General features: G+C 71.0%; 22 protein-coding genes. 12 read left to right on the forward strand and 10 right to left on the reverse strand.

The window, feature by feature from the left end; genetic code table 11:
- Positions 1-23: 23 nt before the first annotated feature.
- Positions 24-920, reverse strand: a complete 897-nt coding sequence (locus PZE19_RS15400; RefSeq protein ID WP_277861519.1) for an HD domain-containing protein — start codon at positions 918-920, stop codon at positions 24-26.
- 223 nt (positions 921-1,143) lie between these two features.
- On the opposite strand from PZE19_RS15400, the gene PZE19_RS15405 reads away from it, so the two are divergent.
- Positions 1,144-1,671, forward strand: a complete 528-nt coding sequence (locus tag PZE19_RS15405; protein WP_277861520.1) for a peroxiredoxin — start codon at positions 1,144-1,146, stop codon at positions 1,669-1,671.
- A gap of 222 nt (positions 1,672-1,893) precedes the next feature.
- Here the strand turns inward: PZE19_RS15405 and PZE19_RS15410 are convergent, their stop codons facing one another.
- A complete protein-coding gene (locus PZE19_RS15410) occupies positions 1,894-3,498 on the reverse strand; it encodes an acetolactate synthase large subunit (protein ID WP_277861521.1) in 1,605 nt (534 codons plus the stop codon).
- 880 nt (positions 3,499-4,378) lie between these two features.
- On the opposite strand from PZE19_RS15410, the gene PZE19_RS15415 reads away from it, so the two are divergent.
- The 6 genes from PZE19_RS15415 (at position 4,379) to PZE19_RS15440 (ending at position 12,785) form a co-directional block, all read left to right on the forward strand.
- On the forward strand, positions 4,379-5,998 hold the full coding sequence (locus PZE19_RS15415) for a thioredoxin domain-containing protein (RefSeq protein WP_277861522.1): 1,620 nt from the start codon (positions 4,379-4,381) through the stop codon (positions 5,996-5,998).
- An 866-nt stretch (positions 5,999-6,864) separates the two neighbouring features.
- The gene (locus PZE19_RS15420; RefSeq protein WP_277861523.1) at positions 6,865-7,872 is read left to right on the forward strand and encodes a DUF1559 family PulG-like putative transporter; all 1,008 of its coding nucleotides are present in this window, start codon (positions 6,865-6,867) and stop codon (positions 7,870-7,872) included.
- A gap of 24 nt (positions 7,873-7,896) precedes the next feature.
- Entirely contained in the window at positions 7,897-9,306 is a 1,410-nt protein-coding gene (locus tag PZE19_RS15425; RefSeq protein WP_277861524.1) for a PepSY-associated TM helix domain-containing protein, read from the forward strand.
- Positions 9,307-9,346: 40 nt separating this feature from the next.
- Positions 9,347-10,000 (forward strand): peroxiredoxin family protein, encoded by a 654-nt coding sequence (locus PZE19_RS15430; RefSeq protein WP_277861525.1) that lies wholly within the window; start codon positions 9,347-9,349, stop codon positions 9,998-10,000.
- A gap of 207 nt (positions 10,001-10,207) precedes the next feature.
- On the forward strand, positions 10,208-11,158 hold the full coding sequence (locus PZE19_RS15435; protein ID WP_277861526.1) for a glycoside hydrolase family 43 protein: 951 nt from the start codon (positions 10,208-10,210) through the stop codon (positions 11,156-11,158).
- A 34-nt stretch (positions 11,159-11,192) separates the two neighbouring features.
- A complete protein-coding gene (locus tag PZE19_RS15440) occupies positions 11,193-12,785 on the forward strand; it encodes a M20/M25/M40 family metallo-hydrolase (protein ID WP_277861527.1) in 1,593 nt (530 codons plus the stop codon).
- A 36-nt stretch (positions 12,786-12,821) separates the two neighbouring features.
- Here PZE19_RS15440 and PZE19_RS15445 read toward each other — a convergent pair whose 3' ends face one another.
- Positions 12,822-14,363 carry a PEP-CTERM sorting domain-containing protein gene (locus PZE19_RS15445; RefSeq protein WP_277861528.1) on the reverse strand — a complete coding sequence of 514 codons (1,542 nt, stop codon included), beginning with the start codon at positions 14,361-14,363 and terminating at the stop codon, positions 12,822-12,824.
- Between the two features lie 265 nt (positions 14,364-14,628).
- Here PZE19_RS15445 and PZE19_RS15450 point away from each other — a divergent pair, with 265 nt between their 5' ends.
- The 3 genes from PZE19_RS15450 to PZE19_RS15460 all read left to right on the forward strand — a co-directional run bounded on the left by PZE19_RS15450 (position 14,629) and on the right by PZE19_RS15460 (position 17,809).
- Positions 14,629-14,871: a hypothetical protein gene (locus tag PZE19_RS15450; RefSeq protein ID WP_277861529.1), complete on the forward strand. Its 243-nt coding sequence runs from the start codon at positions 14,629-14,631 to the stop codon at positions 14,869-14,871.
- 100 nt (positions 14,872-14,971) lie between these two features.
- Positions 14,972-17,110: a glycoside hydrolase family 71/99 protein gene (locus PZE19_RS15455; protein ID WP_277861530.1), complete on the forward strand. Its 2,139-nt coding sequence runs from the start codon at positions 14,972-14,974 to the stop codon at positions 17,108-17,110.
- Between the two features lie 402 nt (positions 17,111-17,512).
- Positions 17,513-17,809, forward strand: coding sequence for a type II toxin-antitoxin system Phd/YefM family antitoxin (locus tag PZE19_RS15460; RefSeq protein WP_277861531.1), 297 nt, complete (start codon positions 17,513-17,515; stop codon positions 17,807-17,809).
- A 52-nt stretch (positions 17,810-17,861) separates the two neighbouring features.
- Here the strand turns inward: PZE19_RS15460 and PZE19_RS15465 are convergent, their stop codons facing one another.
- The 4 genes from PZE19_RS15465 to PZE19_RS15480 form a co-directional block, all read right to left on the reverse strand.
- On the reverse strand, positions 17,862-18,548 hold the full coding sequence (locus PZE19_RS15465; protein WP_277861532.1) for a DedA family protein: 687 nt from the start codon (positions 18,546-18,548) through the stop codon (positions 17,862-17,864).
- 60 nt (positions 18,549-18,608) lie between these two features.
- Positions 18,609-19,061: an ExbD/TolR family protein gene (locus PZE19_RS15470; protein ID WP_277861533.1), complete on the reverse strand. Its 453-nt coding sequence runs from the start codon at positions 19,059-19,061 to the stop codon at positions 18,609-18,611.
- Positions 19,062-19,096: 35 nt separating this feature from the next.
- Positions 19,097-20,014, reverse strand: coding sequence for a MotA/TolQ/ExbB proton channel family protein (locus tag PZE19_RS15475; RefSeq protein ID WP_277861534.1), 918 nt, complete (start codon positions 20,012-20,014; stop codon positions 19,097-19,099).
- Positions 20,015-20,208: 194 nt separating this feature from the next.
- Positions 20,209-20,799: a tetratricopeptide repeat protein gene (locus PZE19_RS15480; RefSeq protein ID WP_277861535.1), complete on the reverse strand. Its 591-nt coding sequence runs from the start codon at positions 20,797-20,799 to the stop codon at positions 20,209-20,211.
- 190 nt (positions 20,800-20,989) lie between these two features.
- Between PZE19_RS15480 and PZE19_RS15485 the strand changes: the two genes are divergently transcribed.
- Together PZE19_RS15485 and PZE19_RS15490 are read left to right on the forward strand one after the other, a co-directional pair.
- Positions 20,990-22,456: a DUF1501 domain-containing protein gene (locus PZE19_RS15485; protein WP_277861536.1), complete on the forward strand. Its 1,467-nt coding sequence runs from the start codon at positions 20,990-20,992 to the stop codon at positions 22,454-22,456.
- 15 nt (positions 22,457-22,471) lie between these two features.
- Entirely contained in the window at positions 22,472-22,897 is a 426-nt protein-coding gene (locus PZE19_RS15490) for a hypothetical protein (protein WP_277861537.1), read from the forward strand.
- Between the two features lie 377 nt (positions 22,898-23,274).
- Here PZE19_RS15490 and PZE19_RS15495 read toward each other — a convergent pair whose 3' ends face one another.
- The 3 genes from PZE19_RS15495 to surE all read right to left on the reverse strand — a co-directional run bounded on the left by PZE19_RS15495 (position 23,275) and on the right by surE (position 25,739).
- Positions 23,275-24,129 (reverse strand): serine/threonine protein kinase, encoded by an 855-nt coding sequence (locus PZE19_RS15495; RefSeq protein ID WP_277861538.1) that lies wholly within the window; start codon positions 24,127-24,129, stop codon positions 23,275-23,277.
- A 126-nt stretch (positions 24,130-24,255) separates the two neighbouring features.
- Positions 24,256-24,831 (reverse strand): FKBP-type peptidyl-prolyl cis-trans isomerase, encoded by a 576-nt coding sequence (locus PZE19_RS15500; RefSeq protein WP_277861539.1) that lies wholly within the window; start codon positions 24,829-24,831, stop codon positions 24,256-24,258.
- 170 nt (positions 24,832-25,001) lie between these two features.
- Entirely contained in the window at positions 25,002-25,739 is a 738-nt protein-coding gene (surE, locus tag PZE19_RS15505; RefSeq protein ID WP_277861540.1) for a 5'/3'-nucleotidase SurE, read from the reverse strand.
- Between the last annotated feature and the right edge of the window lie 326 nt (positions 25,740-26,065).

A 26,065-nucleotide genomic window follows, 5' to 3' on the forward strand; every position in this document is an offset into this window, starting at 1 on the left:
ACTACGCTGAACCGCGTGATGCGTCAATGCAAGTGCGACAGGCGCTGAAATCCTGATCCGACCTGCACCGGCGGGTCGATCCGGCGCTGCTTGGGGGCGATCCGGGGGGCGTAGTCCTCGGCCAAGGCGGGGTCGAATCGGCGGATCCGGGAGAGGACGGCGTCGACGGCCGGGATCCGCGCGGCGTCGAGCTTGGCGAGGACCTTGTCGTCCTCGCTGAGCAGGTCGTCCTCGGCGAGCGCGCCCTGGCGGAAGGCGATGCGGAGCGCGTCGGCGAACTCGTTGTAGATGTAGGCCTCGACGTCGCTGGCCCACCAGTCGCGGTTCATCACGTCGAACAGGCCGGCCGCCAGCCGGGCGACGTCCGGGTCGGTGAAGACGATCGTCGAATCGACCACCGCCGCCGCCCCCAGGATTCGCGCGGCGTGGTCGGCATGCACGGCCTGGCAGGCGATCCCGTCGCGGAGGAAGTAGTCGAGGCGGTCGGCGCAGAGCCACGGCAGCGGGCGTTCGAGCAGCGGGTAGCGGGAGTCGTCGAAGAAGTCCTCGGGAACGAACCCCAGGCGGTCGAGGGCCGCGACGACGTCGGGCCGGCGCAGCAGGATCGGCTTGAGGCTCTCGTGGTGGTCCTGCTCGGCCGAGGTCACCAGGAAGTCGACCGCGTGCGAGAAGGCCGTGTGCGAGACGTCGTGCAGCAGGCCCGCCACCTGCTCCTTGAGGGGCGCGCCCAGGCGGCGCAGCAGGATAAAGACGCCCAGGCTGTGCTCGAACCGGGTGACGTTCTTGAACGGGAAGGCGATCGCCGACGGCCCCGCCTGGCGGATCCCCCGGAGCCGCTGGAAGGTCGGCCCCTCGATCAGGTCCAGGATCTCCGGGTCGTCGACCTGGACGCGCCCGTAAACCCTGTCGTTCCACTGCATCGGACGTCGAACCCCCCTGGCGTTTGCGGGCGTCGTCGCCCCGCCGAGAGCGCCCTCATCCCATGATCCGGGCCGGGGCCGAGATTGACAAGAGCGCGCGGGCCGGAGGGGGGGGCGGCCGGGGCCCCTGTTGTCTCGGCCCGCCGAGCTTGGCATGATCGGGGACGACGGCATTTCCCAAGATCGGCATCGAATCGCCCCGGATCCGGGGCTGGAGGACGGCATGTTTCGAAGGATCGCGCTGTTGGGCCTGGGGATCGCGGCGGCGTCGGCGACGTTCGCACGGGCGGGCGACCTCAAGGTGGGCGACCCCGCGCCGGCGTTCGCGCTGCAAGGCTCGGACGGAAAGACGCACGCCCTGGCCGACTACAAGGGCAAGAGCGGCGTCGTCCTGGCCTGGTATCCCAAGGCGTTCACGCCGGGCTGCACCAAGGAGTGCCAGTCGTTCGCCGGGGCGGGCGAGTCGCTGAAGGGCCTGAAGGTGGCCTACTTCACGGCGAGCGTCGACGAGGCCGACTACAACAAGAAGTTCGCCGAGTCGCTCAACGCCGACTACCCGATCCTCAGCGACCCGAGCAAGGACGTCGCCAAGGCCTACGGCGTCGTCCACGAGGGCCGCGCCGTCCCCGAGCGCTGGACGTTCTACATCGACAAGCAGGGCGTCATCAAGGGGATCGACAAGAACATCAACGTCGCGAAGGCCGCCGAGGACGTCGCCGCCAAGGTCAAGGACCTGAAGCTGGCCGACTGACGCCCCCGCGAAAACTCCGTCGCGGATGCGGGGCGATCCGCCTTCTCCCCTCGTGGGAGAAGGCGGCCCGAAGGGCCGGATGAGGGGGAACCCGATCGGATGCTCGCACTTCGAGGTCGGATGGGGACTCGAATCACAACCACCGGCGACGGGTGACGAGCCCCGCGTCCGGCCTCCGGCCACCTTCTCCCACGGAGGGGAGAAGGGCGCTTCGAGCCGGCCTCAGCGCGTCCGGTGGACGTATTCTTCGAGCGCCTGCCAGTCTTTCGTGGGGCTGACCCGGCATTCGATGAGGTGCGGCCCGCCGGCGGCGAGCGCGGCCTCGAACCGCTCGCGGAACTCCTCGGCCGTCGCCGCGCGGGTGGCCGACACGCCGAGGCCCGTGGCGATCTCGACCCAGCCGATCGACGGGTCGTCGAGGTCGAGCATCGACTTCATCTTCGCGTTCTCCTCGCGCTCGCGGACGCGCTCCATCTCCAGGCCGAGGATCGCGTAGGCGTCGTTCTTGAGGACGACGACGACGACGTCGGCCTTTTCTCGGGCCATCGACCAGAGCGCCTGGACGGTATACATGCCGCTCCCGTCCGCCTGGAGCAGGACGACCTTCCGGTCGGGGCAGGCGATCGCCGCGCCCAGGGCCATGGGCGGGCCGCCGCCGATCGCCCCGCCGTTGACGGGGTTGAGCAGGTCGTGCGCGCGGGCCCCCTTCGTCGCCGCGAGGATGGCCGGGCCGTTCGTGGCCGCCTCGTCGACGAGGATGGCGTCGGCCGGCAGCAGCGAGCAGAGGGTCTGGCCGATCGCCGCGGCCGTCAGCTCTCCGGAGGCCGGCGGCGGCTCGTTGCGAGGCTGCCGGACCGCCGGCGTGTGGGTCGCGCCGGTCGCCTCCGCGAGCGCGTGAAGCGCCGTGTCGAGATCCTGGTCGGCCGAGGCCATCGCGAACAGGTCGCATCCCGGCGGGCTCTTGAGGGTCGGCTTGTTCCGGTAGGCGAAGGTGGCGACGGGCAATCCGGCGCCGACGAAGACCAACTGTTCGTAGGGCTCCAGGAACTTGACGCCGATCTCGAATTCGTAAGGGATCGGCTCCACGGGCGGACGGCCCTCGCCGCGCGACAGGAATCGCGAGGGGAAGGTCTCGGCCAGCAGGGTTACGCCGGTTTTGGCGGCGATGCGGCCGGCGGACTCCAGCGCCTCGCCCTGGAGGGCCAGGCCGCCCAGCACCAGGCCGGTCTTCTTGCCGTTCGACAGCATCTCGGCGGCCCGCGCGATCGCCTCCCGGGCCGCCTGCGGCCGGGCCGACGGCGCGGGCGGGGAGGGCGGCGGGGTCGCGTCGCTCCAGTGATAATCGTTGGGCGCCACGATGGTGCAGACCTTGCCGGTCTTCGCGAGCGCCGCGGCCTCCACGCCCAGCTCGCCGAGGTGCGACGCGCTGCGGGTCTCGCCGCACCAGTGCGAGACCGCGCGGGCGAGGTCTGACGCGCGGCCGTTGACCAGCTCGTGCTCCGGGTAGTTCGCCTGGTGGTACGACGCGTTCACGCCGACGACGTTGACGACCGGCGTGTTGGCCCGGGCGGCGTTGTGCAGCATGGCGACGCCGTTGGCGAACCCGCAGGCCACGTGCAGCAGGGTGAAGGCCGGCGCGCCCTTCATGCGGCCGTAGCCGTCGGCGGCGCCGGTGACGACGTCCTCCTGCAGGCAGAGGACCGGGCGCACGGCGTCGGTCATGCCGATCTCGTAGACCAGCTGCATCTCGGACGTGCCGGGGTTCGCGAAGCAGGTCGCGACCCCCGCGTCCACCAGCGACTTGAACAAGCTCTGGGCACCGTTCATGGGGGTCTCCCGACTTCGAAACCTGAGGAACGAGCCGATCGTTTCCACGCTTGAACAAACCTCGGTGGATCGACGGCTCGGCCTCGCCGTCGCACCGCCCCGGGCCGGCGTGGTCGTCGCCCGCACATCCCGCGTCGCGAGGGGGCGAAACCCTTCATCAACCCGCGGCGCGTCGAGGCGGGTCGGCCCCGTCTGCGTCGCGAGCGGCGGCCGCATCAACCATCCACGTTCTTGAATCCCAGGCTCGGCGGAGGGGGTCGGCGGAATTCCCCGGGAAAGCTGATGGCGGGCGGGGGAAATCGCCGATAACTGACCTGGAACTCCTGATCCACCTCTAGTAAAAGGGGCTCACCGCGGTGAACGCGATCCCCTCCGATCGTCGTATCCCATGGGCGGGACGCCCAGGGTTGTCGAGCATCAGGGAGGACGCGTACGCAGCGGGACCGTCGGTCGGCCTGTCAGGGTCGTCGGCCGCGTCCCCCCAGCGATGGGACGGCGGGGCCTTGTTCGACCGCAGCAGACGGACCGACGGGACGCGGGCGGCCATGAGGGTCGACCGCGGGGCCGATTTCGCAAGGCCCGCCGCCCAAGGAAGGTCCGGGGGAGTCCCCCGGCACATCGCGCTCCACCTCGAACGTCATCCGCTTCTTTCGGCCCCCAAGCCCGCTGCCGCGGGCCTGGCTCGTACGCGCCGGCCGCCGCCCCACGCATTGGGGACGCGACCGGGACGGACGATGCGGCGGATCCCCTCGCGAGACCCGGCCCAGCCGCCGATCTCGGCCCCGGCCGAGGCGTTCGGCACGATGCTGGTCCCGGAACCGGCCCGCGCCCGAGCGGACCGGGCGGACGGACGCCCCCGAGGGAAAGGAGTCCTTGCGGCATGAAACTCGCACCTGCGCTGCTCCTGCTCGTCAGCGTCGCCCAGGCCGCGGCGGGAGAGTCCCAGCCGGTCCTGCTCGACTTCCACGCCGACTGGTGCGGCCCCTGCCGCCAGATGCGCCCGGCCGTCCAGGCCCTGGCCGATAAAGGCTATCCGGTCAAGTCGATCGACATCGATAAATCGCCCAAGCTGGCGGCCAAGTACGAGGTCGAGGCGGTCCCCACCTTCATCGTGGTGGACGCCGAAGGCCGCGAGCTGGACCGCTCCTCCGGCGCCCAGCCGGCCGCCCAGCTCGCCAAGCTCTACCTCGACGCCCGCACCAAGGCCGCGGCCCAGGCGCCCGACCAGGACGAGCCGGCCGAACGCGACGACGGGGCCGCCCAGGCCGCCGACGACCCGCCGGCCGACGCCGCCGACGCCGAGTCGCTCACCGAAGAGGAGATCGCCCGCCGCGCCCGTCCCAAGGCGGTCAATCCCAAGCCCTGGGAGACCGTCGTCCGGATCAAGGTCTACAACGGCGGCTCGATCGGCTTCGGCTCCGGGACGATCATCTCCAGCACGCCCGAGGAGTCGATCATCCTGACCTGCGCGCACATCTTCAAGCTCGACGGCCGCAAGCAGGCGACGCCCGACAAGTTCCCCAACAAGATCGCCATCGACCTGTTCGATGGCCGGCTCAAGGGGCAGCAGCAGCTCACGTGCGTCGAGGAGGGGATCCCCGGCAAGGCCGTCGACTACGACTTCGGGACCGACGTCGGCCTGATCCGGATCCGCCCCGGCCGCCGCCTCCCCTTCGCCCGGGTCGTCCCCGCCCACTGGCAGCCGCAAGAGCGGATGCACATGTATACGGTGGGATGCTCCGAGGGCCACGACGCCACCGCCTGGAGCACGCTCATCACCAAGGCCCCGACCCGGATGCTCCGGGGCAACGACCAGCACCTGGCGATCGAGTGCACCCACGCCCCGAAGCAGGGCCGGTCCGGCGGCGGGCTGTACACCGACAACGGCTACGTCGCGGGCGTCTGCAACTTCGCCGAGCCCCAGGGCGACCGCGGCCTCTACGCCGCGCCCGAGTCGATCTACAAGCTCCTCGACCGCAACAAGCTCGCCGCGCTCTACGCCCCGGCGTCGCTCGCCGGGCCCGACACGCTCCTGGCCGACCGCGGCGGGGCGAGCCGCAGCGTCCGCGGCCAGTCGCCCGATCGCGAGGAGCGGCCCCGCTCCGCCCGCCCCGGCGACGTGACGCTCCCCGAGCCCGAGATCGTGGGCATCGAGCCCATCTCGCCGACCGACCGCCGCTCGGCCCAGGTGCAGCCCGCCAGCAACAAGACGGGCGACCGCCGCGTCGCCTGGTCGCCGACCCCCTCGCCCAAGCGGGTCTCGCGGCCGACGGACGAGGAGACCGAGTCGACCGACCTGGACCTCGACGCCCACGTCGACAACAGCCACTTCCCGCCCCCGGCCTTCGTCGAGGACGAGCAGGACGAGGAGGAGCGTCGCATCAACGGCGAAGACGTCGACGTCGCCCCCCGCAACGAGTCCCGCAAGCCCGCGGCCCCGGCACCGGCCGGGACCTCCTCCGGCTGGCGCCCCGTGAAGACCTCGGCCGTCGGCCGCTGAGCCGACGCCCGAGACCGACTCTCAAGACGACGAGGCCGGCCCCTTTCCCGGGCGCCGGCCTCGTCGTTTCGCGTGCGCGGCGGGCGCGAAAGGTCTCCGCGGCGATCCCGCGCCCGGGTTGACGCCGCCGCCTGTCGCACCGAATATGGATGCCGGTCCCATCCACCGAGATCGAGGCCTCCCCGCCGAGTACGCCCGCCATGTTCCTTCGAGTCCGAAAGCCAGGATCGATCGTCGTGCGCCGGCTCTTGCCGGCGCTCGCGTTCGCCCTCGTCCTCGGCTCGAACGCGGCCGCCTCCTCGGTCTCCGCCGCCTCCGCTTCGGCCGCCGAGGACGACCACGCCCGATATTGCAAGTGCCGGACCTGCAGCCGCGAATCCTGTTGCTGCGCCCCTCGCAAGGCCGGGAAGATCCTCGCCCCCCCCGCCCCGGCAGTCCCGGCTTTCCCGGCCTCTGCCAGCCCTTGCATGAGATCCGCCCCCTGCGGCGATCCGGGGCTTCCGGGCTCCCCGTCCGTCGGCCCGATCGGGAAGACCGCGGCCCTCGCCGAGCGAGGCGGGGCCTTCGTCCTCGCGGTCGGCCGCCTCTTCCCCGCCCCCCCGCATCCGTCGCTCCCGGCCCGGCGGGCCTCCCGCCTCGAAGAGCCTCCGGAACCTCCGGCCGTCGCCTGAGCCCAGTCCCGCGCCGCCGATCCCGCATGCCCGGCCTCGTACGCGAGGCCCCGGCCCCCCGCCCGCGCGCGGTCGGGGCGGGTTCGCCGTCCGTCGCCTGATCGTCCTCGTCGACACCCCGTCCGCCGGCCTTCCGCGCCGTCGGCGGCACGCCGGTCCACGTTCCGAGCCCGCTCAACTTCCGGGAGACGTCAGATGTCCGAACGTCGGGGATTCACCCTCATCGAACTCCTGGTCGTCATCGCGATCATCGCGGTGCTGATCGCCCTCCTCCTGCCCGCCGTCCAGGCCGCCCGCGAGGCGGCGCGGCGGATGCAATGCAACAACAACCTCAAGCAGCTGGGGATCGCCCTGCACAACTACGAGGGCGCGCACGGCGTCCTGCCGGCGGGCCGATTCGGCTACCCGTACCTCTGGTCGTCGCTGGCGTCGATGCTGAGCTACATCGAGGCGGCGAACATGTACGACGCGATCAACTTCTCGTTCCCCTCGCTGGTGAGCCAGGCCCCCCATCCGGCCAACGCCACGGCGCAGGCGGTCGTCGTCCAGGCGTTCCTCTGCCCCAGCGACGGCCGGCGACGGGTGGCCGCGACGGCCTTCGGCGCCACCAACTACGCGTCGAATTCCGGGACCGGGACGGTGAACAACGGCAGCTTCAACGTGCTGTCGGGCAAGCCCCTGCCCGACGGCCCGTTCTACAACACCAGCGCCGTCCGCTTCGCGGCGGTGGCCGACGGGCTCAGCGGCACGGCCGGCTTCAGCGAGACGATCCTGGGGAACGACGTCGTCTCCTCCCCGGGGACCTCCCCGCCCGCCGACGCCCGGAGGCAGCTCGCCGTCTTCAACGCGTCGGGCTATCTGGGGACGCTCCCGGCCTCCCTGTTCCTGCCGCCGAGCACCTCCCTCCCCGCCTGCGGCTCGCCCGACCAGTGGGCCGGGGACCGCGGCCGCGAGTGGTCGCGCGGGAGCTTCGTCATGACCTCTTACAACCACTTCTACACGCCGAACAGCGGCTTCCCGGACTGCACCGACGCCGGCCGCGCCGCCGCCGTCACCGCGCCGCGGAGCTTCCACACCGGCGGGGTGAACATGCTCTTCCTCGACGGCCACGTCCAGTTCGTGAAGGACTCCGTGGATCAGCCCACCTTCCGGGCGATCTCCACCCGCGCCGGGGGAGAGGTCGTCTCCTCGGACGCCCTCTGACCCGACCCACCCCGGAGACCCACCATGACCGAGTCGAAGTCGAACGGCCCCGGCGAAGCCGCGGGCTGGCCCGATTACCGCGCCGTCTGGCGCTGGCACTTCTACGCCGGCCTCTTCTGCGTCCCGTTCGTCGTCGTGCTCTCGATCAGCGGCTCGATCTACCTGTTCAAGCAGGAGATCGAGTCCTGGATCGACCGCCCGTACGACGGCCTGAGCGTGCGAGGCCGCCCCGAGCCGCCGTCGAAACAGGTCGCCGCGGCGCTCGCGGCGTTCCCGGGGGCCTCGTTCCATGCGTACGAGCTTCCCCAGGCCGACGACGAGTCGACGCGGGTGATCGTCCGACGAGGCGGCGAGGCGTTGCGGGTGTACGTCCATCCCGAGAGCCTCCGGGTCCTCCACGCGGTCGTCGAGGAGGACCGGCTCATGCGCCGGCTCTTCCGGCTCCACGGCGAGCTGCTGATGGGGGACCGGGGGTCGGCGATCGTCGAGCTGGCGTCGTCGTGGGCGATCGTCATGATCGTCACGGGCCTTTTCCTGTGGTGGCCGCGCGGGGCCCGGCGGCTCGGCGGCGTCCTCTACCCTCGCTTGGGTCGGGGATCACGGATCTTCTGGCGTGACCTCCACGCCGCGACCGGGCTGTGGGTCTCGGGATTCGCGCTGGTCCTGCTGCTGACCGGCCTGCCTTGGGCGAAGTTCTGGGGCGACTACTTCCGGGGCGCCAGGCGGCTCACCGGCACGGCCGTCGCCCGGCAGGACTGGACGAACGGCGCGGTCCCCCGGGCGATGACGGAGCCCGACGGGGGCCACGCCGGGCACGGCGGCGCGCGAGGGGGGCGCGGGTCCGGCTCCAGACCGACGGCCGACCTCGCCGCGCTCGACCGGATCGCGGCGACGGTCGGCCCGCTCCGTCTGCCCCCCCCGGTCGTGATCGCGCCTCCCGAGGCCCCGTCGACCGGCGGACCGGCGGCGGGCTCCCTGGCGGATTGGACCGCCCGGTCGATGACGGCCAACCGACCCTACCGGGTGGACCTCGTCATGGACGGCGCGACGGGGGCCATCAAGGGCCGCAAGGGATTCGGCGACCGCCACCCGATCGACCGGATCGTCGGCGTGGGGATCGCGCTCCACGAGGGGCGGCTCTTCGGCCCGCCCAACCAGCTACTCGGCCTCGCGACCGCCGCCGGCCTGGTCCTGCTGAGCGTCAGCTCCGTGGTGCTCTGGCTCCGACGCCGCGACCCGGGGACCCTGGGGGCGCCGAGGCCCCTGGCCCGGCCCGCCTTCGCGCCGGGGCTGCTGCTGACGATCTTCGCCCTGGGGGTCTACCTGCCGCTCTTCGGCGCCTCGCTGCTCGCCGTGCTGGCGGCCGAGAAGCTCATCCTCGGCCGGATCCCGTCCGTGAGCCACTGGCTCGGACTCCAGACCTCCCGCGCCTGACGAAGCGCCGGGCCCCCTCCCCTCGAACGAAAGGCGGACCATGAAGAAATCCACCCTCGCCCTGCCGGCGCTGCTGGCGTCGCTGCTGGGCCTGGCTTACGCCGTCTCGAAGCACCGGGCCGAGGTCGAGAGCCCGCCCGGGCGCCCCGTCGTCCTCGTCTCCGAGCCGGAGCACGCCGCCACCCCCGCGATGATCGCGGCCGCCGGCTCGATGGAGCGCAGGGCGGCGCCCGCGTTCCGCGCCGTCGCCGACGACGGCGAGACCTACACGCTGCGGGACCTCGCCGAGCAAGGCCCGCTCGCCCTGGTCTTCATCAAGGTCGGCTGCCCGTGCAGCGTCGCCGCCCGGCCGTTCTACGACCGCCTCCATCAGGCCTACGGCTCGCGCGTCCGGTTCTTCGGCGTCATCGACGGCGACGCCGACGTGGCGCGCGAGTGGTCGAGGGCCAATCGCCTCTCCTTTCCGATCCTCTGCGATCCCGGACTCCAGATCGTCCGCGAGTACAGGGCCGAGAATTCGGCGTACTTCGCGATCATCTCGAAGGGCGGCGCGATCGAGAGGTACTGGCCCGGATACTCGGTGGGCATGCTCAACGAGGCGAACGAGCGCCTCGCCCGGCTGGCCGGGGTCGAGGCGATGCCCTTCGACGCGACGGACGCCCCTGTCGAGATCTACTCCGGCTGTCCGTTCTGACCTCCTCGCCGCCCGGAGCCTCGCCCGCCCCGCGGCGGGCCGGACGCCCCCCCCGCACCGGCGTCCGGGCCGCCGCGCGCCCGGCCCTCGGGGCTTGTTTTTTCGCTCTCGGCCTGATCGAGTGGGAACCGTTGGATTCCTCGTCAGGTCCCATCGGCGGACGGGCTCGGCTCGCGCGTGCGCAGGGGGACGCAAGGCCGACTCGTCATGAAACACCCGTCGCTCGTCGTCGCCATCCTGGCCTTCGCCCCGGCCGCGTTCGCGGAGGAGCCGATCGTCCCGGAAGGCTCGGCGCTCGTCTTCACGTCGTTCCGCGGCGACGGCGACGACGGCCTCCACCTGGCCGCCAGCCGCGACGGCTACACCTGGACGCCGCTCCGCGACGATAAGCCGATTTTCCAGCCCAAAGTCGGCGGCGGCCTGGTGCGCGACCCGAACATCGTCGCGGGCCCCGACGGCGTCTACCACATGACCTGGACCACGGGCTGGACCCATTCGTCGGTCGGCTACGCGCATTCCCGCGACCTGATCCACTGGTCCGAGGCCCGCCAGGTCGACGTCATGACGGCCGAGCCCAGGGCCCGCAACGTCTGGGCGCCCGAACTCTTCTTCGACGACAAGCAGGACCGCTTCCTGATCTTCTGGGCCTCGACGATCCCCGGCCGGTTCCCCGCGACCGAGGCGACGGGCGACGACGGCTACAACCACCGCACCTACATGACGGCGACGAAGGATTTCCAGACGTTCACGCCGACGAGGCTGCTCTACGACCCCGGCTTCAACTCGATCGACTCGACGATCGTCCGCGACGGCGACCGCTACGCGATGTTCATCAAGGACGAGACCCGGACCCCGCCGGCCAAGAACATCCGGGTCGCCTTCGCCCCCGCGCCCGCCGGCCCGTATGGGCCGCCGTCGTCGCCGATCACCGGGAATTACTGGGCGGAGGGGCCGTCGGCGATCAAGCTCGGCGGCCGCTGGTACGTCTACTTCGACCGCTACACCGAGGGCCGCTACGGCCTGGTCACCTCCACCGACCTCGTCCGCTGGCGCGACGAGTCCGACCGCGTGCATTTCCCGAAGGACTTCCGCCACGGCAGCGTCCTGCTCGTCCCCGCGTCGATCCTCGCCGGCCTGGAATCGGCCGGCCGCGAGTGACGGATCTCCGACTTCCTGGATTCAAGGACCGTTCATGAAACGCGCTCTCATCCCGCCCCTGACCTTGCTCTTCCCGACCGTCGCCCTCGCCCAGGCCCCCGTCGCCGACACCGCGGTCGAGCCGCCGCCGGCCGCGGTGCAGTCGATCACCGGCCCCGAGATCGGCGGCCACCTGCGGTTCCTGGCCTCCGACCTGATGCGCGGCCGCGAGGCCGGCTCGCCCGAGGCCCGGCTCACGGCCGAGTACCTGGCCTCGCACCTGACCGCGATCTCCGCCGAGCCCCTCGGCGACCCCGGCCGCGGCGGCCGGACCTACCTCCAGCGCTTCATGCTCGAATCCTCCACGCCCCTCTCGGCCGGCTCGGAGCTGACGCTGACCCTCGCCCCCGACCGCTCGAAGCGCGTCATCGAATGCAAGCTGGGCGTCGATTACATCTACGGCCCGCAGGGCGTCGCGGGGGGCGAGGTCGAGGCCGACGTCGTCTTCGCCGGCTACGGCCGCCACAAGCCCGATCAGAACATCAACGACTACGAGGGATTGCACGTCCGGAACAAGTTCGTCCTCGTGTATCAGGGCGAGCCGGGCGACGGCGGCGCCGGCGCGGGCCGTCGCGGCGCGGGCGACAAGTTGAAGACCGCCGTCGAGCATGGGGCGTTGGGCCTGCTGATCATCGCCCCGCCCGGCGTGGCGGGCGAACCGCTGCCGCCCTCTCCTGCGGCCATGTTCGGCTTCGACCGCCCCCGCGTCTCGCTCGGCTCCCCTCCCGCGACCATCCCGGCGATCGCCCTGACCCCCGCGATCCGCGACCTCCTCGTACCGGCCCTCAACCTGCCGAAGATCGACACGGCCGCCGACCAACCGAGGATGAGGCCGTTCCCGCCGGCGGGCGCCCTCCGCGTCCATTTCACCCACGCCGTCAAGCGCGAGCCCCGCGAGGACCGCAACGTCGTCGGCTTCCTGCCCGGGGCCGACCCCCAGAAGAAGAACGAGATCGTCGTCTTCAGCGCCCACTACGACCATGAAGGCGTCGACGACAAGGGCCAGATCTACAACGGCTCGGACGACAACGCCAGCGGCACCAGCGGCGTGCTCGAGGTCGCCCAGGCGTTCGGCGCGGCCCCCCGGCCGGCGCGGAGCGTGGCCTTTTTGTGGGTCTCGGGCGAGGAGAAGGGCCTGCTCGGCAGCCAGTGGTTCGCCGATCACCAGGCCCTGCCCGAGGGCATGAAGATCGTCGCCGACATCAATCTCGACATGATCAGCCGCAACGACGGCACCAAGATCGGCGCGACGCCCTCGCCCAGCCACCCCGACTACAACACCCTCGTCGCCGACGCCGCGGTCGCCACCAAGGCCGAGGGCCTGGAGATGCTGTTCGACTCCGACCCCTACTACGCCCGGACCGACAGCTACAACTTCGCCGCCAAGGGCGTCCCCGTCATCTTCTTCTTCGCCGGCCTGCACGAGGACTACCACAAGCCGACCGACGACTTCGAAAAGGCCGACCTCGAAAAAGCCGCCCGCGTCGCCCGCGCCGCGTTCCGCCTGGGATGGAAGACCGCCCAGGCCGCCGAGGCCCCGAAGAAGATCCAGGCCCAGCCGGCCGCCCAACCGGCCGCGCAGCCCTGACGTCCGGCCGCCGACCGTGCGGGGCGTTCACGCGGTTCAGGCCCGTGATCGCCCCGCGCGGGTTCGAGTCGCCCGCCAGGCCCCCACCGCGCCGAGCGCGAAGACGACCCATGTGGCCGGCTCGGGGACGGGGGCGCCTTCGAGCCGGGCGTAGACGTCGACCGCAACGACTTCCTGGTCAGGCCTTTGGTCCCAGTTCGGAGGGACCGCGATCGGCTTCAACGACAGACTGATCGGCCCGACCTGAACCGGGTCGTACTTGCCTCCGTCGAGCGGATCCATACGAATAAACATCTCCATGTTGCCGACGACCGTCCCATCGGTTCGGATGTAATGATTGATGAAGTTGTCGATTTGGATGCTCGCACCGCCCGCGGGGAGGGGAGCTTCCCCGAACTTCGTGACCCGGAATTCGATCGGGAAGGGTATGCCGAGTACGGGCATATACTGGCCCGCTTCCTGGCGATGGACGAGGATCATCCCCAACTTCAGTTCCGAGCCCACGGTCGCCAAGCCATCCGTCACCGGGTGAAATTCGTAAGGGCCCAGGGTGGGTAACGCATGCGACGCTTCAGGCCCGGACGTGCTGTAGGTGATCTGCGTCGGGATCGGCACGGCCCGAGCCTCGCGGCCGGCGGCGGCCAGGACGACGAGGCCCGTCAGGATCGTGGATAGGGCGCGGGTGTGGGCGAATTCGCGGGGCGAGAGCATATTTCCCTCCTGGATGTCATCGAGTGGGATCGTCCTATGCCGAGCGGGGGCTGGTGGCTGGACGGCATTCTTAAGTATGCGATCCGGACCAGCAGCATCGCTACGGAATGAAGACTTCGATCGCCTCATTCGTCGCAAGCCGAATGCAGCGACAGTCCCAGCGAAGACGAGCCAGGTCGACGGCTCGGGGACGGGGACGCCGCCGACCTGCGCCGTGACCAGCTTCGCATCCAGGGCGAGGACACCGTCGGCGGAGACCGGGATGGTCTGCCAGGAGGGGGGGGCGAGCACGAGGTGGGTGAATCCATCCTGGGCGAGGACCCCCGCGATGGATCCGGGGGGGCCGATCGGGGGCGGGGAGTCGAACACGAAGAACCCGTACGACAGCTTGAGGCCTCCCGAGGGCCCGGTGGGCTCGATGAGGCTCATGTTGAGCATGAGCTGCGCCGACATCGTCTCCGAAGATCCGGCGGCGTCGGTCGCCCAGACCGTCAGTCGGATCCGGAACATCTCGCCGTCCTCCGGGCTCGCGTCCGACGGGATATGGACGTCCAACGTCCCCAGGGGGAGGTCGACGACCGAGCCGCCGGGCAGCGCCTGGGGGAAGGAACCGACCTGGAACGGCGCGGGGGAGAGGATCGTCCGGTCCTGCACCCCCTGGAACGTGACGCCCGGGAGGCCGTCGCCCGACGACGTATTGAGGTTGCGGCCGATCAGGCTCGTGCTGTACGTGAGCGTGAATCGCGGCCCGTCGGGCTGCCAGGGCGAGATTGGCGCGGCCCAGGCCTCATGAGGGGCGACGACGGCGAGGGCCGTCAGGACGACGGGGACCAGCCAGGCGCGCGGGGCGCGGAGAGGCGAGGGCATGGCTTCCTCCTTGTTGCGATCGAGGGACGTCCATCCCCCGCGTCGGACGCCGAGGCGCAGCCTCGCAGGCCGACGCCCGGAAGCGTAGCCATGTGGTTTCCATGAGTCAATGCGAGGAGTTGCGGCCCGCCTCTTCTCAGCCCCCCGGTCGGGGCGTGAACCGGCGGCCGGGGGGCGTATAATAATCCTGCGTCTGGATCCTGAACGACGACCGCGATCGGAAGGGTCGGCCGGCCGACGGCGGCGGCGACCCGGGAGGTGGAGCATGTCGCATCATCATCGGCCTGAGCAGTATCGCCTGATCGACGCCGAGGGCCAGGAGCTGGCCTACGGGGATACGATCCCGTATTTCAAGGGCGTGGTGGCCGACCTCAGGCCCGGTCGCTACACGATCCAGGAGGTCGTCGCCGACGCCCTCGGGCACGCCCACGAGCAACGGCGGTGGGGCTCGATCACCCACCTCGAAGACGGCACGATCGTCCTCCATCCGGACGAGCCGAACGCCTGACCGCCCCGCGCCCGACCCGCCGCGCCCGCGCGCCGACCCCCACGGCCCCGGGCGCGGCGAGCTTCCTCACTCCCTGCCCCTCCACCACGGAACCGCCCCCATGAAGACGCGACTCGCGCTCTGGTCCCTGATCGTCCTCGGGGGCGTCGCGATCCCGGGCCGGGCCGCCCGCGCCGAGGACGGCTCGCGCGACCTGGCCAGCGACACCTGGGTCGCCGTCGACGGTTTGGGTCGGCGCTTGCCGACCGCCGCGGAGGTCGGGCCGCCGAAGCCGGACCGGACGGTCGCGATCTTCTACTTCCTCTGGCTGGGGCGCAGCGGCGAGCTGGGGCCGTTCGACATCACCCGGATCCTGCAGGCCGCGCCCAACGCCATGAGCGAGCCCAAGAACCCGCTCTGGGGGCCGCTGCACTACCCCCACCACTGGGGCGAGTCGATCTTCGGCTACTACCGCAACGACGACCCGGGCGTGCTCCGCAAGCACGCCCAGATGCTGGCCGACGCCGGGGTCGACGCGGTCTTCTTCGACGTCACCAACCAGCTCACCTACCCCGAGAGCTGGAAGGCCCTGGGGACGGCCTTCGACGCGATGCGCCGGCAGGGGCTGAAGGTCCCCAAGATGGCCTTCCTCACCCCGTTCTGGTCGCCCCGGAAGGTCGTCCGCGAGCTGTATACGCAGCTCTACGAGCCCGGCCTGCACCCCGACCTCTGGTTCCGCTGGAAGGGCAAGCCCCTCATCCTGGCCGACCCCGACCTGCTGCGCGACGACGTCCTGAAGCGTGAGAAGCACACGACCTCGGTCCCGCTCGCGGCCGGCGACAAGCTGGGCGCGGGGTTCAAGGTCGACGTCTCGTTCGACTCCGCCGCGCTGGCCACGCCGACCTGGGGCGAGCGGGGCGCGTCGGCGACGCTGACCCTCCGTCGCGGCGACGCGACGGGCGAGGTCGTCGCTACCAAGCGCGTCGAGGACGTCCGCGACAACGCCTGGCAGACGATCGCGCTCGACGCCCCCGCGCCGGCGGGCGCGTACCACCTGGAGATCTCGGATCCGAAAGGCCGCATCGGCGTCTGGAAGGACGGCGAGGGGGAGCTGAACCTCAAGGTCGGCCGGATCGACGAGGCCGACCGCCGCATGATGTCGTTCTTCACGTTCCGCCGGCCCCAGCCCGACTACTTCCAGGGCCCGACCGCCCGGGCCCAGTGGAGCTGGCTCGAAGTCCATCCCCAGCACCCCTTCCCGGACGAGGACGGCAAGCCCGAACAGGTCTCCGCCGGCGTGGGGCAGAACGCGGTCGACGGCAAGCTCGGCGTGCTGAGCCACCCGCGGGCCCACGGCCGGAGCTTCTCGAACGGCGTCCAGCCCGGCCCGGAGGGGGTCGACTTCACGGGCAGGAACTTCGCCGAGCAGTGGAAGCGGGCCCGCGAGATCGACCCGCCGCTGGTCTTCGTCACCGGCTGGAACGAGTGGATCGCCGGCCGCTTCGACGAGACCTTCCCGCTCGCCGGCGCGGGGCCCGTCACGTTCGTCGACCAGTTCGACCGCGAGCACAGCCGCGACATCGAGCCGATGAAGGGGGGCCACGGCGACGCCTTCTATTACCAGCTCGTCTCCGAGGTGCGACGGTACAAGGGCGTGCGGCCGGTCCCGGAGATCGTCTCGCGGCCCATCCAGGTCGACGGCCGCTTCGACGACTGGGAGGGCGTCGCCCCCGAGTTCCGCGACACGATCGGGGACCCGATGAAGCGCGACTTCCCGGGCTGGGGCAAGACGCTCCACTACGTCAACGCGACCGGCCGCAACGACCTGATCGCCGCGAAGGCGAGCCGGGACGCCGACCACGTCGCCTTCCTCCTCCAGTGCGGCGGCCCGATCCTGGCGACGCCCGAGATGGGCGGCCCGATGCTCTTCCTCGACGTCGACTCGGATCCCAAAACCGGCTGGCTGGGCTACGACTTCGTCGTCGGCCGCAACCCGGGCCGGCCGACGCTGGAGCGGAACGTCGGCGGCAAGTACGAATGGACCGACCCGAAGCCGGTCCCCTCATCGACCGCCGGCGACCGCCTGGAGCTGGCCGTGCCGACCGCCGACCTGGGCCTCAGGCCCGGCTGGGCCGCGATCGACTTCAAGTGGGCCGACGCCCTCGCCGAGACCGGCGACTGGTCGGACTTCACCCTCAACGGCGACGCCGCCCCCAACGACCGGTTCAACTACCGGGCGACGTTCCCGAAAGCCGATTGAGCCCCGACGGGGACGCGATCCTCGGCCTCCGCGTCTCGGTGCAAGCCGACTCCCGGGACCGGCTTGAGACGGCCGTCAAAAGCCCCGCGGACGGGTTGGTCACTTGCAAGGGCGGGCGGGTCTCGTAAAATAGTCGGACCGCGTCGCGCGGAACGCACGTCTCGGCCGCCGCAGGGCCAGGAGCCGTCGGGCATCCGGCCTGCGTTTGTTTATGGACTTGTCCGGGCGGATCGTCGCCCCGTCTTTCCAATACGAATTTCATACGAAGAGTCGAAAATCGCCGCGTGCGTCGACCCGGGCCTTCGCGGATCCCCGCGACGGCGCCGGCCGCAGCCCGCGGCCGCGGAACTCCCCGAGGATCGAGGGGCGTCGCATCATCTCTGATTGGCGGAGGCCTTGTTCATGGCGGAAAAGACCTCGGACTCTCCCGTGCGGATCATCGGCAGTCGGGAGTTGCACCAGAACCTGCCGGGGATCCTGCGGGAGCTCGAGAATGACAAGGTCCGCTACGTCCTCACCGTCCACGGCAAGCCCCGCGCGGTCCTGGTCGGGGCCGAACCCTACCTCAGCATGATCCTCGACGGCCGCAAGTCGAGCGAGGCCCTCGTCGGCCTCCAGCTCACCGCGCTCCTGGGCGGCGACCTGGGCGCGGTGCCGCTCGACGACCTGGAGCGGGCCCTCGACCAGCGCGGCGACTGACGCTCTCACGCCGTCGCCCACGCCAGTACTCCCGCCGAGGCCCCTCTCCCGCTCACTCGGCGAGGTCTAGCTCGGCCGCCGTCGGCTCGGGCTTCTTCTTCATCTTCGCCCGGACGATCTCGAAGACCGCCGGCAGCACCGAGATGACGACGATCGCCACGACCACGATCTTGAAGTTCTCCTGGACGACCTTGCTGCCGGCGAACCACTTCCCGCCCACCAGGAACATCGTCACCCAGGCGACGCCGCCGGTCACGTTGTAGAGCGCGAACTTGCCGTAGTTCATCCGGCCGATCCCGGCCACGAACGGGGCGAAGGTCCGCACGATCGGGATGAACCGGGCCAGGATGATCGTCTTCGCGCCGTACTTCTCGTAGAACGCGTGCGCCTGCATCAGGTGGTTGCGGTTCAGCAGCCGGGAGTCCTCCCGCGAGAAGACCTTGGGCCCCAGGTACCAGCCGACGGCGTAGTTCACGGCGTCGCCCAGGATCGCCGCGACGATCAGGAGCGCCGTCAGCGGGACGATCTGGATCGGCGAATTCGGGTGGGCCGCCACGGCCCCCGCCGCGAAGAGCAGCGAGTCGCCCGGCAGGAAGGGCGTCACCACCAGCCCCGTCTCGGCGAAGATGATCGCGAAGAGGATCACGTAGAGCCAGGGCCCGACCGCCTGGGCGAGGGTGTTGAGCGACTCCGGGCTGAAGTGGACCACGAACTCGAAAAGCTGGCGGGCAAGCTCCATCATCGACTCCGAAGGGGTGGAAACGGGCGGGACGCGGCGGGGGAGGGCGACGATCCCTCGTCAGGGGGCTTCCCGGCCCCCGGCCTTCTTCGACTCGTCGCGCGAGCGGACGGGGAGGCGGACGTTGCGGATCCCGGCCGCGTCGCAGGCCGACAGCACGTCGGCCAGGTCCTGGTAGGCCAGCGCGGCCCCGCCGCGGATCATCACGCCCTGGTTGGCGTAGCGGTCGCGGGCCCGGCGGAGCAGGACGGTCAGGCCGTCGAGGTCGTGGACCGTCTCCCCCACGGCGACCTTGCCGGGCTCGACCACGGTCAGCACCAGGTCGTCGGGCGCGGCGGTCAGGGGGGCGGCGTCGGCCACTTCGGGGACCTTGACCGCGAACTCGCTCTCGTCCCAATCATACAGGCGGGTGGCCGCCATGAAGAACACCAATAGGCAAAGGATCACGTCGACCATCGGCGTCATGTTGATGACGGGCGCTTCGTCCTGGGCCTGGAGGCGGCTGGAGAGCATGGCGGGGCCTCGGGCGGGACGGGGCTCGACCCGCGTCAGACGACGCGCGTCTCCTGGGGCCGGGGGAGGTCGTTGGGGAGGCCGGGGGGGATGCGGCGGTCGACGCCCGAGGGCCGGACGGAGTCGCCGGCGACCATGTCGACCACCTGCCGGGCGTAGTCGTCCAGCTCGCGGGTCAGGACGTCCAGGCGGTTGAGCAGGTAGTAATACATCGAGACCGCCAGGATCGCGATCCCCAGCCCGAAGGCCGTGGCGATCAGGGCCAGGCTGATCCCCTGCGCCAGCATCTCGCCCCGCGCCGGGCCGGCCTTGCCGCCCAGGGCGTCGAACGACTGGATGATGCCGACCACGGTCCCCAGCAGGCCGAGCAAGGGCCCGAGCGTCGCCATGGCGCTCAGGACGCGCAGGTTCCGCTTCAGCTCGATGATCTCGCCCGCCGAGTCGAACGCGACCGTCTGGCGGATCTCGGCCCCCGGCCGGCCCCAGGCCCGGACGACGTGGCCGAACACCCGGCCGGCGACGCTGTCATGCGCCTTGCACAGCTCCAGCGCCCGGTCGCGGTCGAGCTTCCCCGAGGCCAGCCGCTCCAAAAAGCGGTCGACGAACTCGGGCGGGACGACCCGCTTGCGGCGCAGGGCCAGGAATCGCTCGAGCGCGAAGCCCATCGTCAGGATCGAGCAGGCGGCCAGCGGCCAGAGCATCGGGTTCGCGGTCAGCAGCAGCCGCCGCACCGCGTTGCGGTCGATCCCGGGCCTGGGCTCGGCCCCGGCCGTCGGCGACGCGCCGGAGGGCGCGGCCCCCACGCTCGGGGCCGGGGCGTCCGCGGCCTTTTTCGCCTCGGCCGCCGGCGGCGGCGGGACCTCCTGCCCCCGGATCGAGCCGGGCGCGACGCCCCAAGCGAGGGCGGTCGCCGCGAGGATCGGGCCGAAGGTCGAGCGAAGGCGGAGTTTCAAGGATCAGGATTCCCGGCCGCTCGGGCCCGGCCCCTCGCCGGAAGGCCCGTCCCCGATTGATGCTTCTCATGATGTTCGACGACGATCGCGCGGGACGTCGTCGCGCGCACGACGGCCCGGCGTGAATGTAAACAGCCCCGCCGACGCTGTCAATCGAACCGATCGCCCGGCCTAGGTTCCCCAGCCGAAGTGAGTCAGGCCCGACCTCCGGTCCACTTGATGCAATACTCGACGTCGCGAAGGGCTCGCCGCGCCTCCCGACATTCCGGGTTTAGGCGGATCGCTTCGCGGAAGCAATCGGCGGCTTCGTGAAAACGCTCGCGAGCCCGCAGCACCAATCCCAGGTTGAGATAGGCCTCCCAGATGCATCCCTTCGGGCAGCCGACGGCCGCCCGATGAACCTCCTCGGCCTCGTGCAGCCGTCCTTGCTTGGCCAGCACGGCACCCAGGTAGATTCGGCCGGACGCAACGCCAGGATCGGCCGCGATGGCTTTTCGATACCACGCCGCCGCCTGGTCGTAATCGCCGGCCTGGTCGAAGAGGTGGCCCATGTTTGAAAGGGGGATCCGGCGCTTCTCGGGCGGGGAGAGGTCGATGGACTTCGCGATCGCCTGCTCGGCCTCCTCGTAGCGGGACACCTGGACGAGTGCCATCCCGAGCAGCAACCAGCTCAGGCCATGATCTGGGAAGTCGATCAGGTAACGCCGCGCGACGCGGATCGTCAGGGCTGGGAAACGCCCGTTCGAAATCCGCCGCAGCCGCTTGAACCGCTCTCTTTGGCCCATCACGTCCTCCGCCGCTGGTCGCCCCTGGCGCAGGCCGACCAGAACTCATGTCAACCCACGGGGACCCGAGCGTCAACGTGGCGGTCGGATCCTGATCGCAACGCCAGGCAGACACATGGCTTTCCAAAAGGTATCCTGGAAATCCCCGAAACGAATCGGGGAGGGCCGCCGGACCTCGGAGGACGCGATCTTGAGTGGACCGGGACGAAGCCAGTCGGGGCACGACCACGCCCACCCGTTCGGCGGCCTGCATGCGCGGGAGCGCGAGGGGCTGGTGGTCGCCGGTCGGCGGGGGATGCTCAAGGCGAGCCTGGCGGGGCTCGCCGGGCTGACGCTGCCCGACCTGCTGCGGCTGAGGTCGACCGCCTCGGCCTCGGGGGCGAGGCCGCCGGGGGGGAAGGCCGTCATCCTGCTCTGGATGGCGGGCGGGCCCAGCCAAATCGACACCTGGGACCCCAAGCCGGGCCGGCCGCTGGAGAACCGCGGGCCCTTCGGCTCGATCGAGACGAGCCTGCCGGGCGTCCGGCTCTGCGAGCACCTGCCGAAGCAGGCGGCGATGCTCGACAAGTTCACGATCATCCGGTCGGTCGACGCCCGCCACAGCAACCACGAGCCGAACAAGGTCTTCCAGACCGCCAACCTCGACGCCGAGCCCCGCCTGGGGCCGAGCAAGGACCTCTATCCGGCCATCGGCTCGATCGTCGCGAGGCATCACGGGGCCAATAACCCGGGGATCCCGCCCTACGTCGCGTTCCAGACCTCGCGGACGCACGTCGCCTACGGCGGCCACCTGGGCAAGCAGTTCGACCCGTTCATCGCCAACCAGGCCTGCCGACTGCCGGTCTACGACCTCGTCGGCGTCGACTCGGGCCGGACCTCGGCCGCCGGCTTCTTCAAGCTCCCCGGGGGCATGTCGCACGAGCGGCTGAAGGGCCGCCAGGCGCTTCTCGACGACCTGGACGGGCTCCGCCGCGCGCTCGACCACTCGCCCGACGTCGCCGCGATGGACCGCTACGGCCGCGAGGCCGTCGACCTGCTCGTCGGCCGCCGCGCGCAGCGGGCGTTCGACCTGGACGACGAGCCGGAAGCCGTCCGCGACCGCTACGGCAAGCACCTCTGGTGTCAGCAGGCGTTGCTGGCCCGCCGGCTCGTCGAGGCCGGCGCGGCGTTCGTCACGCTCGACCTGAGCTACCACACGGCCTCGGGCACGTGGGACAACCACGGCGACAACATCCCCCCCTACGGCGGCATCAGCAAGGGGTTGAAGCCGCTCCTGCCGCTGTTCGACCACCTGATCACCACTCTGGTCACCGACCTCGATCAGCGCGGGCTGCTCGACGACGTGCTGGTGATCGCCATGGGCGAGTTCGGCCGCACCCCGAGGATGGGCACGCAGGGGAGCAGCGACGGCCGCGACCACTGGAACGCCGTCATGTCGATGTGCCTCGCCGGCGGCGGCCTGCGGCACGGTCAGGTCATCGGCTCCAGCGAGGCCGACGGCGGCCACATCAAGGACCGGCCCGTCACCCCCGGCGACCTCGCCGCCACCATCTACCAGCACATGGGCGTCCCCCTCGACGCCGTCTACCACGACGCCAACCGGCGCCCCCACTTCATCGTCGCCGACGGCGGCCGGCCCATCGCCGAGCTGTTCTGACCCGGAGGGCCCGCGATGAGCGCCTCGTTCACGCAGACGACCGAGGGCCTCCCGTCGCCGCGTGCGACCCGCCTCGGCCCCCTGGCCATCTGCCTGCTCTGCGGCACGTGCGGGGCGTGGGTGGGGGCGACCGTGGGTTGGCAGGGTCGGGCCGTCCCCGCCGGATGGGTCGCCCCCGGACTGCCGGGCCTGCTCGTCGGCGGTCTCCTCGGCTTCATCCTGGGGATGGCTCCTCCAACCACCGTCCTCGTGGTCTCGCGAACTCCCTGGGGACTGGCCGTCGTCTACGGAGGGGGGCTCGTTTGGTTGGCTTATCGGAGCTGGACCACGGCCGGCGCGACGGGCCTGTGCTTCTTCCTCGCCGGCCCGATCGCGGGCGCGATCCTCTACGTCCGGAGGAAGCGACGCGAGTCCCGGGCCCTCGGCGAGCCGCCCGCCTGAGCCGCGAGGCCGCTGGACACGGCCCGGCGTGCGCAATCGGCGATCGCGCCTATAATCCAGTGAGAGGCCGCCCCGCGTGGGGGCGGCTTACGGAACGGCGGGAAAGGCCCGAAAAATCACGCGAAAATCGACGAGCGAAGCCAATTTTCCGAGGCCGAATCGTGATCTTAAATCAATATAGAATAGGGATTTAAGTCAAAAAGATTCGCGAAGCGGGCCGAGCCAACGAACCCCGAGGGAAGCCGAATCCAAGCCAGTCGCCGTCCCGGGGCTGGATGCGACGCGCAGCGGGCCGCGTCCTCGGACCACGGCCTTCCCCCCTCGCGGGGGAAGGTGGCCGGAACGGCCGCCGTCCTGACATCTTGAGGAACAGCCGCTCACTCCTCCTCGTCGGCGCCCTTCAGCTCGACCTCTTCGAGGCCCATCTCCTTGATGACGGCGGAGATGGTCTCGCGGATCTCGAACATGCCGGCGGGGCGCTTCTCGGGGTTGAGGTCGAGGCAGGCGAGCACGAGGTTGTTGAGCTTCGAGAGGACGCGGGGGTTGATCTTGTTCACGGCCGGCAGCTTGCGCTCGGAGCCCGCCTTGGGGATGTCGGGCTGGGCGAATCGGCCGGTGAACATGCGGTACATCGTCGCGCCCAGGTTGTAGACGTCGGTCCGCTCGTTGACGACCTTCTCGGCGGCCTGCTCGGGGGCGATGTACTGGGGCGTCCCCTGGACGCGGTTCTTGTCCTGGCCGCGGACCCAGGCGGTGCCGAAGTCGATCAGCTTCACCTGGCCGGCCTTGGTCAGCATGATGTTCGACGGCTTGAGGTCGCCGTGGTAGACGCCGCGGCGGTGCATGTGCGCCAGCGCCGAGGCCACCTGCGAGAACATCAGGACGAGCTGGCTCAGCTCGGGGGCCTCGATCTCGTCGAGCGTCTTGCCGTCGACGTACTCCAGCAGGAGGTCGGCGCCGACGACCTTGAACCACGACTTCTTGAGCTTCAGGTCGTAGACCTTGGCGATGGCCGGGTGGTTGAGCTTCTGGGCGGCCGCGTATTCCGTCTTGGCCTGGTCGATGTAGATCTCGTCCTCGGGCTCGTGCTTGCTGACGACCTTCAGGGCGTACCGCTTGCCGCCGTTCTTGTCGGCGATCTGCAAGATCGTGCTGCCCGCCCCGCTGCCCAGCGGGCTGACCACGCGGTACTTCATCGTCGACAGTTTGGGCGTGACCGACGCGCTTGCCATTCTCTGCCTCGTAGGTGGTGAGTCCGTGTCGTGCCATCCCGGGCCGGGGGGCGTCGCCGTGCGGCCTCCGCGCCTCGCCGCGCGGACCGGGTCGAATCGGGGCGGTTCAGGTCGGGCGGGCCCGCCTCACTTGACGCCGACGAGTTCCACTTCGAACGTGAGCGTGGAGTTGGGGGGGATCTTCCCCTTATCCTGGGCCCCGTAGCCCATCTCGGGGGGCACGACGATCTTGCGGATCTCGCCGACCTTCATGCCCGGGATGGCGTATTCCCAGCCCTTGATCAGGCCGCCGGTCCCGAGGGTGAACTCGACGGGGGCGCCCCGCTCGCGGCTGGATTGGAAGGTGCTGCCGTCGTCGAGCGTGCCGACGTAGTGGAGGACGGCCACGCGGCCCGACTTGACCTCCTCGCCGGTCCCCGCCTTGATCGTCTCGTACTTGACGTTCCCTTCCAGGGTCTTGGTCTCGCCGGCCGCCGTGGGGGGGGCGGGGGGGAAGGGCTCGCCCTTGGGTGCCGCGCCGGGGGCCGCCTTGGCCGGCCGGGGCGTCTCGCCCTGGGCCTGGGCGACGTCCCCCTCGGCGACCTTGCGGATCGGAATCGCGCCCGGCGGCATGACGGCGACGATCTGCCCCGGATCCCCGCACCCCGGGAGCCCCAGCGACACCCAAACGATCCCCCAGACGCCCAGCAACCCTCGCCTCATCGGATCGTTCTCCCACTCGGACCGGACACGGTTCGGATTGAAATCGGCAATGACGGGAAAGATGGCGCGGGGCCGACCGTCGCGGGCGGACCCGGCGGTCGCGGCCTGCGCGCGGCGCGTCGGCCGAGTCCAGATGATTATGCCACGCCCGCAAAGACTTCGGCCAGACCTCAGCCGCCCCCCGCGACGGGTTCCGGCCCCGATCCGCCCTCGGGCGGGCCGGCGTCGAAGAGCCGGACGAGGCTCACGGTGATCCGGCCGCCGAAGCAGACGGCCACGTCGCCGCCCTCGCGGCGGGGCCGCTGCTGGTAGTCGCCCCGGTAGAGCGACCGACCCCCCTCGACCTCGAACCGCAGCGGCAGGGGCGAGGGGTCCAGCGGGCAGAAGACGACCTCGGGGTCGGGGGCGTCCGGGGCGGGGTGGGGTAGGTTGACGTTCCAGAACGTGCCGGGCGTCCAGGGCCGGCCCAGCAGGTCGATCAGCACCGGCCGGGCCCAGCGTGCGGCGCGGTCCCAGTCGATCGCCCTCCCCCGGGCGATGTAGTGCGACAGGGCGATCCCCGGGACGCCGTGGATGACCGCCTCGCGGACCGCGGCGACGGTCCCGGAGTGGAACACGTCGACGCCCAGGTTGCCCCCCGCGTTGATCCCCGCGAGGACCCAGGCGGCGTCGGCCGCCAGGTGGTGGAGCGCCAGCCGGACGCAGTCGGCGGGCGTGCCCGAGACGGCGACGACCTCGCCGGCGTGGGCCGTGGCGTGCAGCGGCTCGTGGGTCGTGACCCGGTGCCCGCAGCCCGATTCGGCCGCCAGCGGGGCCACCACCCGGGGCGTCCCCAGGCCCTCGGCCGCCGCCCGGAGCGCCGCCAGGCCGGGGGCGTCGTAGCCGTCGTCGTTGGTCAGAACCAGCATGCGCGTCCCGCGATCCGACATCCGCACCCTCGAATCCGTCGCCGTCCTCGCGCCCGACCGGGCCGCCGGCCGCCGCATCCCTGGATTGTCGAGGGCCCGCGCCGGGTTGTCAAATCGGGCCGGAGCGGCCGGGTCGGCTCGTCGGAAAAGTCGGGGCCGCCGTGCGGATCTCGGATTCTCGCGGGGCCGGACGGCGTGATAAAGTGTCCGGGGGGCGATTTCCGCCGGTCGGCTTGACGTCGACGGTGACCGGGATGCGACTGGTAAGGAAGAGCCCCGCCCGATCGGCGACCAGCGACCAAGTCCCGGTCTCCCCCGGCTCAGTC

The sequence above is a fragment of the Paludisphaera mucosa genome, from assembly GCF_029589435.1.
In the GTDB taxonomy this organism is placed as follows: domain Bacteria; phylum Planctomycetota; class Planctomycetia; order Isosphaerales; family Isosphaeraceae; genus Paludisphaera; species Paludisphaera mucosa.